We start from the raw sequence: 14,983 nt of genomic DNA, 5'->3' as shown, positions 1-14,983 counted from the left end.
CAAATCAGTGACGACCGTCAGGACCACCTGGTTGGAGCACAACCAAGGTAGCAAACGGGATGGTCCGGACGGCCCAGCGCGGACTGGTGGTCATCACCCGCTCACCCTGGGTTTCCCTTGTGGCGCAAGCCCTTCCGGACGGCCGAACGGTCGGTCGGGGACGGACCCGGGAGGGGCTCGCAGCCGCGCTGAGCAGCGCGGGTCCGGACCACGATCGCCTCGCCGGAGGTCTTGAATGACTCATTCAAGACCTCCGAAGACCTGAATGAGTCATTCAAGACCTCACTGCACCTTGGGCCGAGCGCCGGACTCGCGCGGCACGGCCGAGCCGGACGCCCCGGGGACCCGACGTACTCAGGCCAGCGACAGGGCGATGCCGTCGAGGATGTCGTGCTCGCTCACCACCAGCTCGGTCGGCCCGCCCCGCGCCGCGAGCTGCTCGGCGAGGGTCTGGACCACCACCGCACCGCCACCGATGACGTCGACGCGGCCCGGGTGGATGACCGGGTTCGCCGCGCGGGTGGCGTGGTCGCTCTGCAGCAGCTCCGAGGCGAGCCGGTCGATGTCCGCCGGGCTCAGCTTGGACAGGTGCACCCGGTCGCTGTCGTACTCCGGCAGCCCGAGCGCGATCGCGGACAGCGTGGTCACCGTGCCGGCGACGCCCACCCACGTGCGTGCGCGGGCCACGTCGACGACGTCGAACGCGTCGGTCAGGACCTTGCCCGCCAGGTCGCGGGCGGCGGCGATCTCGTCGGCGGTCGGCGGGTCGCTCTTGAGCGCGCGCTCGGTGATCCGGACGCAGCCGATGTCGACGGACTTCGCGGCGAGCACCTCGGCCTGCCTGCCGTCCCAGGTGCCGAGGACCAGCTCGGTCGAGCCGCCGCCGACGTCGACCACCACGAACGGGCCGTCGTCCGGGTCCTGCTCCCCGACGGCGCCGGTGAAGCTGAGCCGGGCTTCCTCGTCGCCGCTGATCACCTCGGCCTCGACGCCGAGGGTCTCGCGGGTCATGCGGAAGAAGTCGTCGCGGTTCTTCGCGTCCCGGGTGGCGGAGGTGGCGACCATGCGCACCTTCTCCGCGCCCTTGCGCCGCGCGGCGATCGTGTAGTCGGCGAGCGCGGCCCGCGTGCGTTCGAGCGCTTCGGGCGCCAGCTGCCCGGTGGCGTCGACGCCTTGGCCGAGCCGGACGATCCGCATTTCGCGGTGCAGGTCGCGCAGGTCGACCGTGCCGTCGTGGCGCGGCGTCAGCTCGGCGACGAGCAGGCGGATGGAGTTGGTCCCACAGTCGATCGCGGCAACACGAGGCATGCGATCACCCTAACCGGCGGGTGTCGTCGTCCCCACGGTCGTGGTCGTCGGGGTGGTCGACGTGGTGACCGAGGTGACCGTCGCCCCGCAGGTCGGCGTCGGGGTCGTAGTCGGCGGTGGGGTCGTCGTGCCATCGGACGACGGCGGGTTCGTCGGCGACGGCACGGTCGTGATGCTGGTGACCGTCGTCGTGGTCACCGTCGTCGTCGGCGAGGCGCACGGGATCGACGGCTTCGAAGTCGGCACGGTCGGCGTCGTCGTCGGCGGCGGCGCGCTGGTCGGCGTCGTGGTCGGCACCGGGGGCGGCGGGACGGACGGCGGGGCCGGGGCCAGCGCCGCGTTCGGGGCGCCGATCGGCACCGTGCTGTCCGGCACCTGCATGATCCCGTTGCGGTAGGCGTCGGCCCAGAGGATCACCGTGTTCACGTACGTGTCGGAGTTGTTGTACCGGTAGATCGCGCCGCGCAGCTGGTCCGGCTTCGCCAGGTCGAAGCCGCCGGAGCACAGGTAGCGGCCGGTGGCCAGCGCCGCGTCGAAGATGTTGTTCGGGTCGGACTTGCCGTCGCCGTTGCCGTCGGACGCGTAGCCCTTCCACGTTCCCGGGATGAACTGCGTCGGGCCGACCGCGCGGTCCCACACCGGGTCGGTGTCGAGCAGGCCCTGGTCGGTGTCCGGGATCGCGGCGAACCCGCCCTGGCCGTTGAGCTGCGGGCCGAGGATCGGCTCGCGCGTGGTGCCGTTCGCGTCGACGTAGCCGCCGCGGGCGTGGTTGGACTCGATGCGGCCGATGCTGGCGATCAGAGCCCAGTCGATGTGGCAGGCGGCCTGCTCGCGGCCGAGGATGTCGGCGGCGTTGCGGTACGCGGCGAGCGCGGTGGCCGGGATGCCGAGCGGGCCGTCGGGGAGTTCGTAAGCCGGGAGGGGCAGCGGGGTGGGCGCGCCCGGGAGGGTGCCGTCGACGGCGATCTGCTGGATGGCGGCGTGGCCGGGGTCGTAGCCCTGGCCGAGCGCGGCGTCGCGGGTGTGGTCACCGCTCCCGCCGAGCCAGCCGAGGGTGCCGCCGCCGGCGAGCAGCGCCGGGATCACCGCGAAGATGCCGGTGATCAGGGGGTACGCCGTGCGGTGGCGGAGCCCGAGTCTTCGGGTGTAGCTCCCGACTGCGTCTGGCAGCCGCCGCACGCGCATGACTCAGAGCCCTCCTGGCCGGATCGATCCCGTCTCGGGTGACAGCCTGCCGTACCCGAGGCGAGGTTTCACCCCTTCGAGAGGCCCGATCGGGGTTTTCGCTCACCCAGCCCAGTTATCTCTTTACGCGGCGCGAGTGTTACGCGGCGCAGTCACCCGAGGGCCACCCGTTCGCCTTAAGCATGGCCAGGGTCTCGTCACCGAACGGGTTGACGCCGGGACCGACCGCCAGCGTGTGGGCCACGTGGACGTGCAGGCACTTGACGCGCCCGGGCATGCCGCCGGCGGTGACCTGGTGGCCGAGCGGCTCGATGGCGTCGCGCTCGGCGAGGTACGTCTCGTGGGTGCGCTGGTACTGCGCGGCGAGCTCCGGATCGGTGGTGAGCCGATCCGTCATCTCCTTCATGATCCCGGACGCCTCGATGGTGCCGATCATCGAATTCAGCTTCGGGCAGGTCAAGTAGTAGAGCGTCGGGAACGGGGTGCCGTTCTCGAGCCGCGGGCTGGTCTGCACCACCGACGGGTGCCCGCTCGGGCACCGCGCGGCGACGGCGCGCAACGCCCGCGGCGGCCGCCCGAGCTGCTCCGCGATGACCTCGCGGTCGGCTTCGGTGACGGGCTCGAACCGGTGCTGCTGCGCGTTGTCCACGCCGTCCAGGTTAGAGCGTGGGCTTCAGCCGCCCGAGACCTGGTTCCAGAGGTTCTCGTACCAGGAGCCGCCCGCGACCTGCTGCTGTCCGGCCGGCGGGGCCGCGTCCGGCGCCTTGTCCTCCGGCAGCTGGACGATGTACGGCGTCTCGCCCGGCTTGACGTACCGCAGCCGCCGCCGGGCTTCGGCCTCGACCTGCGCGGGGTCGCTCAGCTCCGCCTTGCGGCCCTGGAGCTGAGCGACCTCCTGCTGCAGCTGTGCTTGCTGCGCCTGCTGTTCGCGGACCTCGGTCCGCTGGGCGAGGTACGTGCGCAGGGGCACGGCGATGGTGAACGCCAGCGCGCACACCACGATCGCCACCACCGCCGCGCGGCGGGTGGTGGACATGCCGAGCACCTTCGCCGCACCCGACGCGCGCTTCGCCGCCAGGCTCCGGCGCAGCCGGGCCCGCGTCGTGTCGGCGTCGCCGGTGCGCCGCCGCGCCGCTTCGGGACGGCGGGCCGGCGCGGGCCGGCCGGCCCGCGTGGCTCCGCCGCCGCCTCGGCGGTTGCGCGTCGTCCTCCCCCGGTCCGCCATCGGCGATCAGCCCTCGGCGCTGAACCGCGGGAAGGCCAGCTCGCCGGCGTACCGGGCGGCGTCACCGAGGGTCTCCTCGATGCGCAGCAGCTGGTTGTACTTGGCGATCCGCTCGCCGCGGGCCGGGGCACCGGTCTTGATCTGGCCGACGCCGGTGGCGACCGCCAGGTCCGCGATGAAGGTGTCCTCGGTCTCGCCGGAGCGGTGGCTCATCATCGACTTGTAGCCGAACGACGTGGCCAGCGAGATCGCGTCGAGCGTCTCGGACAGGGTGCCGATCTGGTTGACCTTCACCAGCAGCGCGTTCGCGGCGCGGCGGGTGATGCCCTCCTCGAGGCGGTCCGGGTTGGTGACGAACAGGTCGTCGCCGACGATCTGGACCTTCTCGCCGACCTCGGCGGTCAGGGTGACCCAGCCGTCCCAGTCGTCCTCGCTCAGCGGGTCCTCGATGGACACGAGCGGGTAGTCGCGCAGCAGCTCGGCGTAGTACGCCGACATCTGCTCGGCGCTCTTCTTGCTGCCTTCGAAGGTGTACGCGCCGTCGGCGAAGAACTCCGTCGCGGCGACGTCCAGCGCGAGGGCCACGTCGCGGCCCGGCGTGTAGCCGGCCTTCTCGATGGCCTGCAGGATCAGGTCGAGCGCCTCGCGGTTGTTCGCCAGGTTCGGCGCGAAGCCGCCTTCGTCGCCGAGGCCGGTGGACAGGCCGCGGCCCTTCAGGACCGACTTCAGCGAGTGGTAGACCTCGGCGCCCCAGCGCAGGGCCTCGCGGAAGGTCTCCGCGCCGATCGGCGCGATCATGAACTCCTGGACGTCGACGTTGCTGTCCGCGTGCGAACCGCCGTTGAGGATGTTCAGCATCGGGACCGGCAGCACGTGCGCGTTCGGCCCGCCCAGGTAGCGGAACAGCTCCAGCTCGGCCGACTCGGCGGCGGCCTTCGCGACGGCCAGCGAGACGCCGAGGATGGCGTTCGCGCCGAGGCGGGACTTCGCCGGGGTGCCGTCGAGGTCGACCAGCTTCTGGTCGACGATCCGCTGGTCGACGGCCTCGATGCCGACCATCTCCGGGCCGATCTCGTCGAGCACCGCGGCGACCGCGCGCTCGACGCCCTTGCCGTTGTAGCGGCCGGTGTCGCCGTCCCGCAGCTCGACCGCTTCGTGCTCACCGGTCGACGCACCCGACGGGACCGCGGCCCGCGCCAGGGTGCCGTCGTCGAGAGCCACCTCCACCTCGACCGTCGGGTTGCCGCGCGAGTCCAGAATCTCGCGCGCGCCTACCTGCTCGATGAGAGCCACGCCATGCTCCTCGGTGCGTCGTGCCTGCGGTGACGCGCCCAGCCTAGCCGTCGCCGCAGTTCACCCGTTGGAGGCACGGCCGGTAGCGGGTGGTCCTCAGCCGTCCGCGCGGACGGCCTGCCAGCCCGGCGGCAGCTCGACGGTCTCGGACGTCTGCTGCCAGAACGTCCAGCTGTTGCCGCCGAGATCGGCGACGGTGAACACCCGGGCGCCGTAGGGCTGGTCCTGCGGCGGGTCCAGCTCGCCTTCGTCCCCGAGTGCGGCCTCGATCCGCGCGAAGTGCTCGTCGACGTCGTCGACGTAGACGATGTTGAGCTGGCCGACCGGCCCGTCGACGCCCTTGGCCTGCCAGTAGTCCGCCCCGACGCCCGCGATCTGGACCTTCGCTTCGCCGACGCAGAGCGTCGCCTGGAAGACCTCGCCCGCCGCGTCGCAGAACCGGACTTCCTCGGTGAACCCGAAGACCCTGGTCAGCCAGGCGAGCGCCGCGGTGGCGTCGGCGTAGTAGAGGTAGGGCGCCAGGCCCCGGTACCCGCTGCTCATGGCGGCACAGTCCATCACGTCCCTTTCGGAGGCGTGTGCAACCCCCTCCTCCGGGGTAACGTGGGAGTGACCATGACGGACGCCGCAGCTGCTTCGCAGCCTCCCGAGGAGTCGCGGTTCCACGCCTTCCGCCAGGCCGAAGACCTGGTCGCGCGCCGCCGTCCGCTGGACGCGCTGAAGGTGCTTCAGCCCTTGCTGGACGCCGAGGAGGACAAGCCGTCGGTCCACCTGCTGGCCGGGCGCGCGTACTTCCACTCCGCTCAGTTGCGGCGCGCCGAGCAGGCGTTCACCCGGGTGCTGGAACTGGATCCGACCGACCACTACGCACGGTTCGTCCTGGGCCGGACCCTGCAGCGCCTCGGCCGGTTCGTCGAGGCGCTGGCGCAGATCCGGATGGCGTCGGCGATGAACCCGGTGCCCGAATACCTCGAAGCGGCCAGCGAGGTCAAGGCGCGCATCGCCCTGCGCGAGATTTGACACCAGGGCCGTTCGGCCCCTCGGTGATCAGACTTTCGGCCGATCGGCGCGGGCCCGTCGGCCGATCCGCGGACCCCCTCCCGGCGGCGATGCTGGTTCCAGACCGGAACAGGGAGGAACCGAAAATGTCGATCTTCACCACGTTGGGTGCTTACGCCGGGGTGCTGCTGCTGGTGCTGATGGCCGTCACGCCGTTCTTCGCCGACCGCGAGCTCTAAGGCGCGACACTCGCTTCGGCGTAGGCGTCCGCCGCGCTGAAGACGTCCTGGCCGTAGGCGAGCGCCTGGTTGTAAAACAGGATCGCCCGCCACCAGCCGGCCGGGGTGCCGAGGTCGTCGCCGCCCGAACACAGGAAGCGGGCCGCCGTGAAGGCCGCGTCGTCGACGTTCTGCGGGTCCGGCGCGCCGCCGTCGCCGTTCGCCCGCTCCTGGTACTTCTTCCACGTCGACGGCAGGAACTGCAGGGGGCCGATCGCGTGGTCCCACGACTTGTCGCCGTCGAGCTTGCCGCCGTCGGAGTCGTGCACCGCCGGCACGCCCGGCGAGCCGTCCAGCGGCGGGCCGACCACGGGTTTCACCAGGCGGCCGCTCGCGCTGATCGCCGCGAGGTCGAAGTCCCCGCGCTCGGTCTCGACCCGGCCGATGCCCGCCAGGGTCGCCCACGAGAGGTGGCACGTCGGCTTCTGGCGCTGCATCCACATTTCCGCCCGGCCGTACGCGGCGAGCACGCGCGCGGGGATGTGCGTCTTGTCCGCGACGCGCGTCGCCCACGTGTCCAGCTCGGCCTGGTCCGACACCTGCGGCCGGTCGACCGGGGCGGCGAGCCCGGCCCGCGGCGCTTCGGCGCCGGGCTGCGGGCGCTGCTCCGGGATGGCCAGCGCCGGCTGGACGGCCGGCGCCTCGGCGGGCGCGTCCGGGTTCTGCACACCGATGGTGACGACCAGGACCACGCCGGTGACCACGAGGCCCAGCGAGAGCGCGATCCGCCCGACGTACCGCCTGGGCGGGCCGCCCGGGGGCGACGACGGAGGCGTGACGGTCGGCTGAGCGGTTTCGGCCACCCGATCAGGTTACGGAGCCACTCAAGGGGGACCCCCGGCCGTCTGACCAGGCAAGCGGAGGGTAAAAACCGGCTTGCTGCCACCGACGTCACAGAATTCGTTATCGAGTCGACGCGCAAGGCGCTGACCTGCGGTTACCCTAACCTAACTTCGCAGCCGAGTCCCTTTTGCCCGATTGCATCGTTTCGAACCGACCTGGGCTCGCTGGACTTACAGGTGAGCCTTACCTAAAAACCTACTTGGAGCCAGCAAACCCAGGGAGGCGGAACCGGTGTTGTTCTCGAGCGCGCTGATCGGGCTGCGGGAAGGCCTGGAGGCCGCGCTGGTCGTCAGCATCCTCGTGGCCTTCCTCGTGAAGACCGAGCGGCGGCACGCGCTGCGCTGGGTGTGGCCCGGCGTCGGGGCCGCGGTGCTGCTGTCGGTCGCCGTCGGCGCCGTCCTCACCTTCACGACCGCCCAGCTGTCCTTCGAGCACCAGGAGCTGCTCGGCGGGAGCCTGTCGATCGTCGCCGTCGTGTTCGTCACCGCGATGATCTTCTGGATGCGCAAGGCGTCGAAGAGCATCGCCGCGGAGCTGCGCGGGAAGATGGACGACGCGCTCGACGTCGGCCCGGCGGCCGTACTGCTGCTGTCGTTCCTCGCGGTCGGGCGCGAAGGGCTCGAGACCGCCGTGTTCTTCTACTCGACCGTGCAGGCCGCGCAGTCGGACACCGTGCAGCCGCTGATCGGCTTCGCGGTCGGCATCGCGGCCGCCGTCGTGCTGGCCTGGCTGCTCTACAAGGGCGCCGTCCGGTTCAACCTGGGCAAGTTCTTCACGATCACCGGCGTGCTGCTCGTGTTCGTCGCCGCGGGCGTGCTCGGCTACGGCCTGCACGACCTGCAGGAGGCCGCGTTCCTGCCGGGCATCGGCACCCTGGCCTTCGACGCTTCGGCGACGCTGCCCGAGACGTCCTGGTACGGCGCCCTGCTCAAGGGCATCTTCAACTACTCGCAGCAGACGACCGTGCTGCAGGCCGTCGCGTGGGTCGCCTACGTCGCCATCGTGCTGCCCCTGTTCCTCAAGCCCAGCAAGAAGACCGCGCCGGCACCCGCCGTCGCGGCCGCCCCGAAGGAGTGACCGTGCGCAAGACCACCCCGCTGGCCGTCGTGGCCGGCGCCGCCGCCCTGGTGGCGCTGTCGGCCTGCGACAGCAAGAGCGACACCGCTGGTGCCGCGGCGGACGGCGGCCCGATCAAGGTGTCGGCGTCCGACACCGCGTGCGAGGTGTCCGCGACCACCGCGGGTGCGGGCAACCTGACCTTCGAGATCACCAACAAGGGCACCAAGGTCACCGAGTTCTACCTCTACGCCGAGGGCGACCGGATCATGGGCGAGGTCGAGAACATCGCGCCCGGCCTGAACCGGCGGCTGATCGTCGAGGTCGCCGACGCGGGCAAGTACCAGACCGCGTGCAAGCCGGGCATGGCCGGCGCGGGCATCCGCGGCGACTTCACCGTCACCGGCGGCGTCGCCAAGCAGAACAACGCCGACGCGCAGAAGGCCCAGGCCACCAAGAGCTACAACGACTACATCGCGAACAACACCGCCGCGCTGCAGGAGGAGACCGGCAAGTTCGCCGCACTCGTGAAGGCGGGCAAGACCGACGAGGCGAAGGCCGCGTACGCGCGCACCCGCGTCTACTACGAGCGGATCGAGCCGGTGGCCGAGAAGTTCGGCGACCTGGACCCGGCCATCGACGTCCGCGAGGCCGACCTCGAGCCGAACCAGCAGTTCACCGGGTTCCACCGGCTGGAGAAGGACCTGTTCAAGACCGGCCTGCAGCCCGACAGCGGCCAGATCGCGGACAAGCTGGTGACCGACGTCAAGGACCTGGTCGCCAAGACGAAGACCCTGGAACTGTCCGCTTTGGACCTCGCGAACGGCGCGAAGGGCCTGCTCGACGAGGTCGCGACCGGCAAGATCACCGGCGAGGAGGAGGCCTTCTCGCACACCGACCTCTGGGACTTCCAGGCCAACGTGGACGGGTCGAAGGGCGCGATCACGTCCCTGCGGCCGATCCTGCAGGCGAAGGACCCCGCCCTCACGTCCACTTTGGACAAGGAGTTCGCGAACGTCCAGGGCCTGCTGGACAAGCAGCGCGCCGGTGACGGCTTCAAGCTCTACACCGATCTCTCCCAGGAGCAGGTCAAGGAGTTCGCCTCGGCCGTCGACGCGCTGAGCGAGCCGCTGAGCAAGGTTGCGGAGGTCGTCTCGAAGTGACGTCGACAGAGGGCACGCGGGTTTCGCGGCGAAAGCTGTTCGGCATGGCGGGCGCGGGCGTCGCGCTCGCCGGGGCGGGCGCCGCCGCCGGCATCGGGATCGACAAGGCGACGAGCGGCAACGCCGAGGCGTCGGTGAACACCGTCGACTTCCACGGCGAGCACCAGGCGGGGATCGTCACGCCGACGCAGGCGAACCTGCACTTCGCGGCCCTCGACGTCATCACGAAGGACCGCGAGAAGCTGCGGCAGCTGCTGAAGACGTGGACCGACGCCGCCCGCCGGATGACCGCCGGCCAGGAGGTCGTGGCGGGCGGCGCGATCGACGGCGGCCAGTACGCCCCGCCCGGCGACACCGGCGAAGCGCTCGACCTGCCGGCGTCGAACCTGACGCTGACCATCGGCTTCGGGCCGTCGCTGTTCGACGGCCGGTTCGGCCTGGCGGGCAAGCGGCCGCCGCAGCTGATCGACCTGCCGCTGTTCCCGAAGGACAAGCTCGACCCGGCCCGCAGCGGCGGCGACCTGTGCATCCAGGCCTGCGCGGACGACCCGCAGGTCGCGGTGCACGCGGTCCGCAACCTGGTGCGCCTCGGCTTCGGCGTCACCGAGGTCCGCTGGTCGCAGCTCGGCTTCGGCCGCAGCTCGTCGACGTCGCGGGCGCAGGCGACGCCGCGGAACCTGTTCGGCTTCAAGGACGGCACGAACAACATCAAGTCCGAGGACACGGACTTCCTGCGCGACCAGGTGTGGGCTTCGGCCGGCGACGGCCAAGCCTGGATGGCCGGCGGCTCGTACCTGGTGGCGCGCCGGATCCGGATGCACATCGAGACGTGGGACCGCGAAACCCTCGACGGCCAGCAGCAGATCATCGGCCGCACCAAGGGCACCGGCGCCCCGCTCGGCCAGACCGCGGAGTTCGACGAGCTGGACCTCGACGTCGGCGGCAAGGGCGGGGAGAAGGTGATCCCGGAGGACGCGCACGTCCGGCTGGCCTCGCACCAGGCCTTGAACGGCGTCCGGATCCTGCGCCGCGGCTACAACTTCGTCGACGGTTCCGACGGCGTCGGGCACCTGGAGGCGGGGCTGTTCTTCCTGGCGTTCAACCGGGACACCCGCAAGCAGTACGTGCCGATGCAGCAGGCGCTGTCGTCGAAGGACGCGATGATGGAGTACGTCCAGCACACGGGCTCGGCGCACTTCGCGGTCCCGCCGGGCGTGACCCGCGAGTCGAGCTGGGCGGACGCCCTCTTTTCCTAAAGGCTTTAGGCTGAGCTACACTCTCTTTAGGCAAAAGGGAGTGAGTTCATGGTTCGAGCCGGGCTGACCACGGAACGCGTCGTGCGCGCAGGCGCCGAACTGGCCGACGAGGCCGGCTTCGAGAACGTGACGCCGTCGGAGCTCGCGCGGCGCTTCGGCGTCAAGGTCGCGAGCCTGTATTCGCACGTCAAGAACGCGCACGACCTGCGGACGAAGATCGCGCTGCTCGCGCTGGACGAGCTCGCCGACCGCGCGGCCGCCGCACTGGCGGGGCGGGCGGGCAAGGACGCGCTCGTGGCCTTCGCCGACGTCTACCGCGACTACGCCCGGGAGCACCCCGGCCGGTACGCCGCCGCGCGGTTCCGGCTCGACGCCGAGACCGCCGCCGCGAGCGCCGGGCCCCGGCACGCCGAGATGATGCGCGCGATCCTGCGCGGCTACGCCGTGACCGGGCCGGACGAGACGCACGCCGTGCGCCTGCTGGGCAGCGTCTTCCACGGGTACGTCGACCTGGAGACCCAAGGCGGCTTCGACCACAGCTCGCCGTCCTCGCAAGAGTCCTGGAACCGGATCCTCACGGTGCTCGATACCGTCCTTCGCGATTGGCCCACCGCATGATCACCACCCCGCTGACCGCCGAACTCGTCCGCGGTGCCCTCGAACTCGAGTCCACCGGGCAGGGCCTCGCCCCGCACCGGCTGCCTGCCCGGGCCCGCGCGCAGAACACCGACCCGCGGCTCGCCATGGCCGAAGCGCAGCCCGCCGGCGTGCGGCTGCGGTTCCGGACCCGCGCGGACGTCGTCGAGCTGGAAACCCGGCCCACCAAGGTGGTGTACGCCGGGGCCCCGCCGCGGCCGGACGGGGTGTACGACCTGCTGGTCGACGGCGAGCTCGTCGCCCAAGGGAGCGTCGAAGGCGGCAGCACGCTCACGGTCGACCCGCGCACCGGGACCGGCGAGCGCCGCGACGGCCCGCCCGGCACCGTGCGGTTCGGCGGGCTGGGCGCGCACCCGAAGGACGTCGAGATCTGGTTGCCGCACCACGAGATCACCGAACTGCTCGCCCTGCGCACCGACGCGCCCGTCGAGGCACTGCCCGAGCGCCGGGTGTGGCTGCACCACGGCAGTTCGATCAGCCAGGGCTCGAACGCCGCGAGCCCGGCCGGCACCTGGGCCGCGCTGGCCGCCACCGCGGCCGGCGTCGACCTGATCAACCTCGGGTTCGGCGGCAACGCGCTGCTCGACCCGTTCACCGCCCGCGCGCTGCGCGACACCCCCGCCGACCTGATCAGCGTCAAGCTCGGCATCAACGTCGTCAACGCCGACCTGATGCGCCTGCGCGCGTTCGGCCCGGCCGTGCACGGCTTCCTCGACACCATCCGCGAAGGCCACCCGGACACGCCGCTGGTCGTCGTCTCCCCGCTGTACTGCCCGATCCACGAGCGGACGCCGGGGCCGGGCGACTTCGACCAGGCGGCGCTGGCCGCCGGCGAGGTCCGGTTCCGGGCGACCGGGGACCCCGCCGAGCGGGCGGCGGGCAAGCTGACGCTGGAAGTCGTCCGGGAGGAGCTGGCCCGGATCGTCTCCCAGCGGCAGGCCGAGGACGCGAACCTGCGCTACCTCGACGGCCTCGCCCTGTACGGCGAAGCCGACTTCGCCGAGTTCCCGCTGCCGGACGCCCTCCACCCGTCCCCCGCGGCCCACCGCCGGATCGGCGCGCGGTTCGCCGAGCTGGTCCTTGACTTCAAGGGAGCTTGAAGTCCGAGACTGGCGGCATGTTCACGGACGCAGAACTCGCCTACCTCGCCGCCCAGCCGCTGGGCCGCCTCGCCACCCGGCAGCCGGACGGGACGCTCCAGGCCAACCCCGTCGGCTTCCGCTACAACCCGGACGAGAAGACCATCGACGTCACCGGGCACAACCTGCGGAACAGCAAGAAGTTCCGCAACATCGCGACCGACGACCACGTCGCCTTCGTCGTCGACGACCTCCCTTCGACGAACCCGTGGCGCGTGCGGTGCCTGGAGATCCGCGGCCGCGCCGAAGCGCTGACCGGCGTCAACCTGCCGGACAACCACTTCGACGACGCCGTGATCCGCATCCACCCGGAGCGCATCCTCGCCTTCGGCGTCGAGGACTGGGACCGCGAGCCCCTCGAGCTGGAGACGAACATCCGGAACGTCTGAGCGTCACGGCACCGGCACCGGGGTTTCGGCGAGCCCGGCCAGCTCCCGCGGCAGCGGACCCCGGTGCAGGACGCCGAGGCGCTGGGTGGCGCGGGTGAGCGCCACGTAGAGCTCGGCCGCGCCGCGGGGCCCGCCGTCGAGGATCCGGTCCGGGTCCACGACCAGCACGGCGTCGTACTCCAGGCCCTTCGTCTCGGACGCCGGCACGGCACCGGGCACCCCCGGCGGCCCGATCACGACGCTGGTGCCTTCGCGCCCCGCTTCCACACCGGTGAACTCCGCGACGGCCGCGACGAGTTCGTCGTCGGTGACCCGCCGCGCCCACGGCTGGACCCCGCACGCGCGCACCGATTCCGGCGGCCGCACGTCGGGCGCGAACCCGGCCAGCACCGCGGCGGCGACGCTCATGATCTCCGCCGGCGTGCGGTAGTTCACCGTCAGCGAGCGGTAGACCCAGCGGCCGGGCACGTACGGGTCGAGCATCGCGCCCCACGACCGCGCCCCGGCCGCGGACCGGCGCTGGGCGAGGTCGCCCACCACCGTGAAGGACCGGCCCGGGCACCGCCGCATCAGCACCCGCCAGTCCATTTCGGACAGTTCCTGCGCCTCGTCGACCACGACGTGCCGGTAGGTCCAGTCCCGGTCCGCCGAGGCGCGCTCGACGAGCGTCCGGGTGTCGGTTTCGACGAACCGGTCCGCCAGGTCCTCGCCGTAGAGCAGGTCCCGGGCGATCAGGCCGACGTCCTCGTCGACGTCTTCGCGCTCGATGAGGTTGTCCAGGACATCGGCGGCGTAGGCGGCCTTCGCCTTGCGCTCGCGCTCCGCCGCCCGGGCCACTGCGTTTTCTGCCGCGAGGTCACGGCCCAGCAGGTCGACGAGCTCGTCGAGCAGCGGCACGTCCGAGACCGTCCAGGCGTCGCCCTCGGCCCGCGCCAGCACGGCGTCGCCGCCCGCCGCGCGCAGCCGTTCCGGCTCCGAATACAGCTGCGCCAGCAGGGTTTCCGGGGTCAGGATCGGCCACAGCTCGTCGAGCGCGCGGGTGAACGTCTCGTCGGCGTTGAGGTCCTTGACCAGTTCGGCCCGGAACCGTTCCCACTCCTCGCGGTCGTCGCGGCTCAGCCAGCCCTGGCCGATCCGCTTCATCGCCCGTTCGGTGAGCACGTAGGTGACGATGTCGGCGAACACCGCGCGGGCTTCGTTGTGCGGCTGCCCGCTGTCCCGCGCCTCCTGCCGGGCCCACTCCGCGGTCGCGGCGTCGATCCGGACGGTGGCGTCCCGCAGCTGGATCTCCACCGGCTCGGCCGGCAGCCGCTGCCGGTCGGCGATGGCGGCCGCGAGCACGTCCAGGATCTTGCGGGATCCCTTGAGCCGCGCGGCTTCCGGCGCGTCCTCGGCGGTGACGTGCAGGCCGGGCACGAGGCCACCGGTCGTCGTGAAGACGACGTCGGTCTCCCCGAGCGACGGCAGCACGCGCCCGATGTGGCTCAGGAACGCCGGATTGGGCCCGACCACGAGCGCGCCGTGGCGTTCCATCCGCTCCCGCTGGGTATAGAGCAGGTAGGCGACGCGGTGCAGCGCCACCACCGTCTTCCCGGTGCCCGGCCCGCCTTCGATCACCAGCACGCCCGGGTGGTCGAGCCGGATGATCTCGTCCTGCTCGGCCTGGATCGTCGCGACGATGTCCCGCATGCCTTCGCCGCGAGGCGCGTTGACGGCCGCGAGCAGCGCCGCGTCCCCCGAAGCGTCCCCGCCGGGCCGGCCGAGGTCCTCGTCGGTGAAATCGACGACTTCCCGCCGATGGGTGTGGAACTGACGCCGCCGGCGCATGCCTTCGGGGTTCGCGCCGGTCGCGGTGTAGAACGGCCGCGAGGCCGGCGCCCGCCAGTCGAGCAGCACCGGCTCGTGGTCGCGCTCTTCGTCGAACAGCCCGATCCGGCCGATGTACGAGCGCTCCCCCGAAACGGCGTCGAGCCGCCCGAAGCACAGCCCGTTGTCGACGACGTCGAGCCGCCGCACCTCCCGGCTCAGCGCCCGCACCCGGACGTCCCGCTCCATCGCGCCGAGGTCGTTGCCGCCGAGCGCCGCCTGGTACTCGGCCCGCACGCGCTCGCGTTCGGCGTCGAGGCGGGCGTACAGCCCGGCCACGTGCGCGCGTTCGGCGCGCAGTTCCGTTTCGTGTTCCGTCATGCGTC

The 14,983-nt window shown here is 71.8% G+C and carries 15 protein-coding genes; 7 read left to right on the top strand and 8 right to left on the bottom strand.

Translation table 11 applies throughout. From position 1 onward, the window contains the following. Positions 1–354: 354 nt before the first annotated feature. The 6 genes from H4696_RS39915 to H4696_RS39890 form a co-directional block, all read right to left on the bottom strand. The gene (locus tag H4696_RS39915) at positions 355–1,308 is read right to left on the bottom strand and encodes a Ppx/GppA phosphatase family protein (protein WP_086863662.1); all 954 of its coding nucleotides are present in this window, start codon (positions 1,306–1,308) and stop codon (positions 355–357) included. A 9-nt stretch (positions 1,309–1,317) separates the two neighbouring features. Continuing rightward, positions 1,318–2,493 (bottom strand): lytic transglycosylase domain-containing protein, encoded by a 1,176-nt coding sequence (locus tag H4696_RS39910; protein WP_192782792.1) that lies wholly within the window; start codon positions 2,491–2,493, stop codon positions 1,318–1,320. 139 nt (positions 2,494–2,632) lie between these two features. Next, positions 2,633–3,142 (bottom strand): DUF501 domain-containing protein, encoded by a 510-nt coding sequence (locus H4696_RS39905; RefSeq protein WP_086865094.1) that lies wholly within the window; start codon positions 3,140–3,142, stop codon positions 2,633–2,635. Between the two features lie 24 nt (positions 3,143–3,166). Beyond that, entirely contained in the window at positions 3,167–3,529 is a 363-nt protein-coding gene (locus tag H4696_RS39900; RefSeq protein WP_086865095.1) for an FtsB family cell division protein, read from the bottom strand. Between the two features lie 195 nt (positions 3,530–3,724). Continuing rightward, entirely contained in the window at positions 3,725–5,011 is a 1,287-nt protein-coding gene (gene eno, locus H4696_RS39895; protein WP_086865093.1) for a phosphopyruvate hydratase, read from the bottom strand. Positions 5,012–5,107: 96 nt separating this feature from the next. Next, positions 5,108–5,554, bottom strand: coding sequence for a VOC family protein (locus H4696_RS39890; protein ID WP_086858905.1), 447 nt, complete (start codon positions 5,552–5,554; stop codon positions 5,108–5,110). Positions 5,555–5,626: 72 nt separating this feature from the next. Between H4696_RS39890 and H4696_RS39885 the strand changes: the two genes are divergently transcribed. Further along, on the top strand, positions 5,627–6,031 hold the full coding sequence (locus H4696_RS39885; RefSeq protein ID WP_169734945.1) for a tetratricopeptide repeat protein: 405 nt from the start codon (positions 5,627–5,629) through the stop codon (positions 6,029–6,031). 214 nt (positions 6,032–6,245) lie between these two features. On the opposite strand, the gene H4696_RS39880 is transcribed toward H4696_RS39885, so the two are convergent. Further along, positions 6,246–6,992 carry a lysozyme family protein gene (locus tag H4696_RS39880; protein WP_086858904.1) on the bottom strand — a complete coding sequence of 249 codons (747 nt, stop codon included), beginning with the start codon at positions 6,990–6,992 and terminating at the stop codon, positions 6,246–6,248. A gap of 370 nt (positions 6,993–7,362) precedes the next feature. Between H4696_RS39880 and efeU the strand changes: the two genes are divergently transcribed. From efeU to H4696_RS39850, 6 genes are read left to right on the top strand one after another with little or no spacing between them, the layout of a single operon-like run. Next, positions 7,363–8,208 (top strand): iron uptake transporter permease EfeU, encoded by an 846-nt coding sequence (gene efeU / locus H4696_RS39875; RefSeq protein ID WP_086858901.1) that lies wholly within the window; start codon positions 7,363–7,365, stop codon positions 8,206–8,208. Then, on the top strand, positions 8,205–9,350 hold the full coding sequence (gene efeO, locus H4696_RS39870) for an iron uptake system protein EfeO (RefSeq protein WP_086858900.1): 1,146 nt from the start codon (positions 8,205–8,207) through the stop codon (positions 9,348–9,350). Before efeU ends, efeO begins: the two co-directional genes overlap by 4 nt. Continuing rightward, positions 9,347–10,606, top strand: coding sequence for an iron uptake transporter deferrochelatase/peroxidase subunit (gene efeB, locus H4696_RS39865; protein ID WP_086858899.1), 1,260 nt, complete (start codon positions 9,347–9,349; stop codon positions 10,604–10,606). Before efeO ends, efeB begins: the two co-directional genes overlap by 4 nt. A gap of 48 nt (positions 10,607–10,654) precedes the next feature. Then, positions 10,655–11,224: a TetR/AcrR family transcriptional regulator gene (locus tag H4696_RS39860; protein WP_086858898.1), complete on the top strand. Its 570-nt coding sequence runs from the start codon at positions 10,655–10,657 to the stop codon at positions 11,222–11,224. Further along, complete coding sequence (locus H4696_RS39855) at positions 11,221–12,363, top strand: GDSL-type esterase/lipase family protein (RefSeq protein WP_086858897.1); 1,143 nt, start codon at positions 11,221–11,223, stop codon at positions 12,361–12,363. The genes H4696_RS39860 and H4696_RS39855 overlap by 4 nt, the downstream gene beginning before the upstream one ends. A gap of 17 nt (positions 12,364–12,380) precedes the next feature. Further along, a complete protein-coding gene (locus H4696_RS39850; protein WP_086858896.1) occupies positions 12,381–12,791 on the top strand; it encodes a PPOX class F420-dependent oxidoreductase in 411 nt (136 codons plus the stop codon). A 3-nt stretch (positions 12,792–12,794) separates the two neighbouring features. On the opposite strand, the gene helR is transcribed toward H4696_RS39850, so the two are convergent. After that, positions 12,795–14,978, bottom strand: coding sequence for an RNA polymerase recycling motor ATPase HelR (helR, locus tag H4696_RS39845; protein ID WP_192782791.1), 2,184 nt, complete (start codon positions 14,976–14,978; stop codon positions 12,795–12,797). Positions 14,979–14,983 lie beyond the last annotated feature (5 nt).

The sequence above is a fragment of the Amycolatopsis lexingtonensis genome (assembly GCF_014873755.1).
In the GTDB taxonomy this organism is placed as follows: Bacteria; Actinomycetota; Actinomycetes; order Mycobacteriales; family Pseudonocardiaceae; genus Amycolatopsis; species Amycolatopsis lexingtonensis.
Note: the sequence above shows the minus strand (reverse complement) of the source record. Positions and strands in the feature narration are given on the sequence as shown.

Bases quoted from the DNA above. Each gene is read 5' to 3' on its own strand.
- H4696_RS39915 (WP_086863662.1), bottom strand. From the start codon at position 1,308: ATGCCTCGTGTTGCCGCGATCGACTGTGGGACCAACTCCATCCGCCTG.
- H4696_RS39910 (WP_192782792.1), bottom strand. From the start codon at position 2,493: ATGCGCGTGCGGCGGCTGCCAGACGCAGTCGGGAGCTACACCCGAAGA.
- H4696_RS39900 (WP_086865095.1), bottom strand. From the start codon at position 3,529: ATGTCCACCACCCGCCGCGCGGCGGTGGTGGCGATCGTGGTGTGCGCG.
- H4696_RS39890 (WP_086858905.1), bottom strand. From the start codon at position 5,554: ATGAGCAGCGGGTACCGGGGCCTGGCGCCCTACCTCTACTACGCCGAC.
- H4696_RS39885 (WP_169734945.1), top strand. From the start codon at position 5,627: ATGACGGACGCCGCAGCTGCTTCGCAGCCTCCCGAGGAGTCGCGGTTC.
- H4696_RS39860 (WP_086858898.1), top strand. From the start codon at position 10,655: ATGGTTCGAGCCGGGCTGACCACGGAACGCGTCGTGCGCGCAGGCGCC.
- H4696_RS39855 (WP_086858897.1), top strand. From the start codon at position 11,221: ATGATCACCACCCCGCTGACCGCCGAACTCGTCCGCGGTGCCCTCGAA.
- H4696_RS39850 (WP_086858896.1), top strand. From the start codon at position 12,381: ATGTTCACGGACGCAGAACTCGCCTACCTCGCCGCCCAGCCGCTGGGC.
- helR (WP_192782791.1), bottom strand. From the start codon at position 14,978: ATGACGGAACACGAAACGGAACTGCGCGCCGAACGCGCGCACGTGGCC.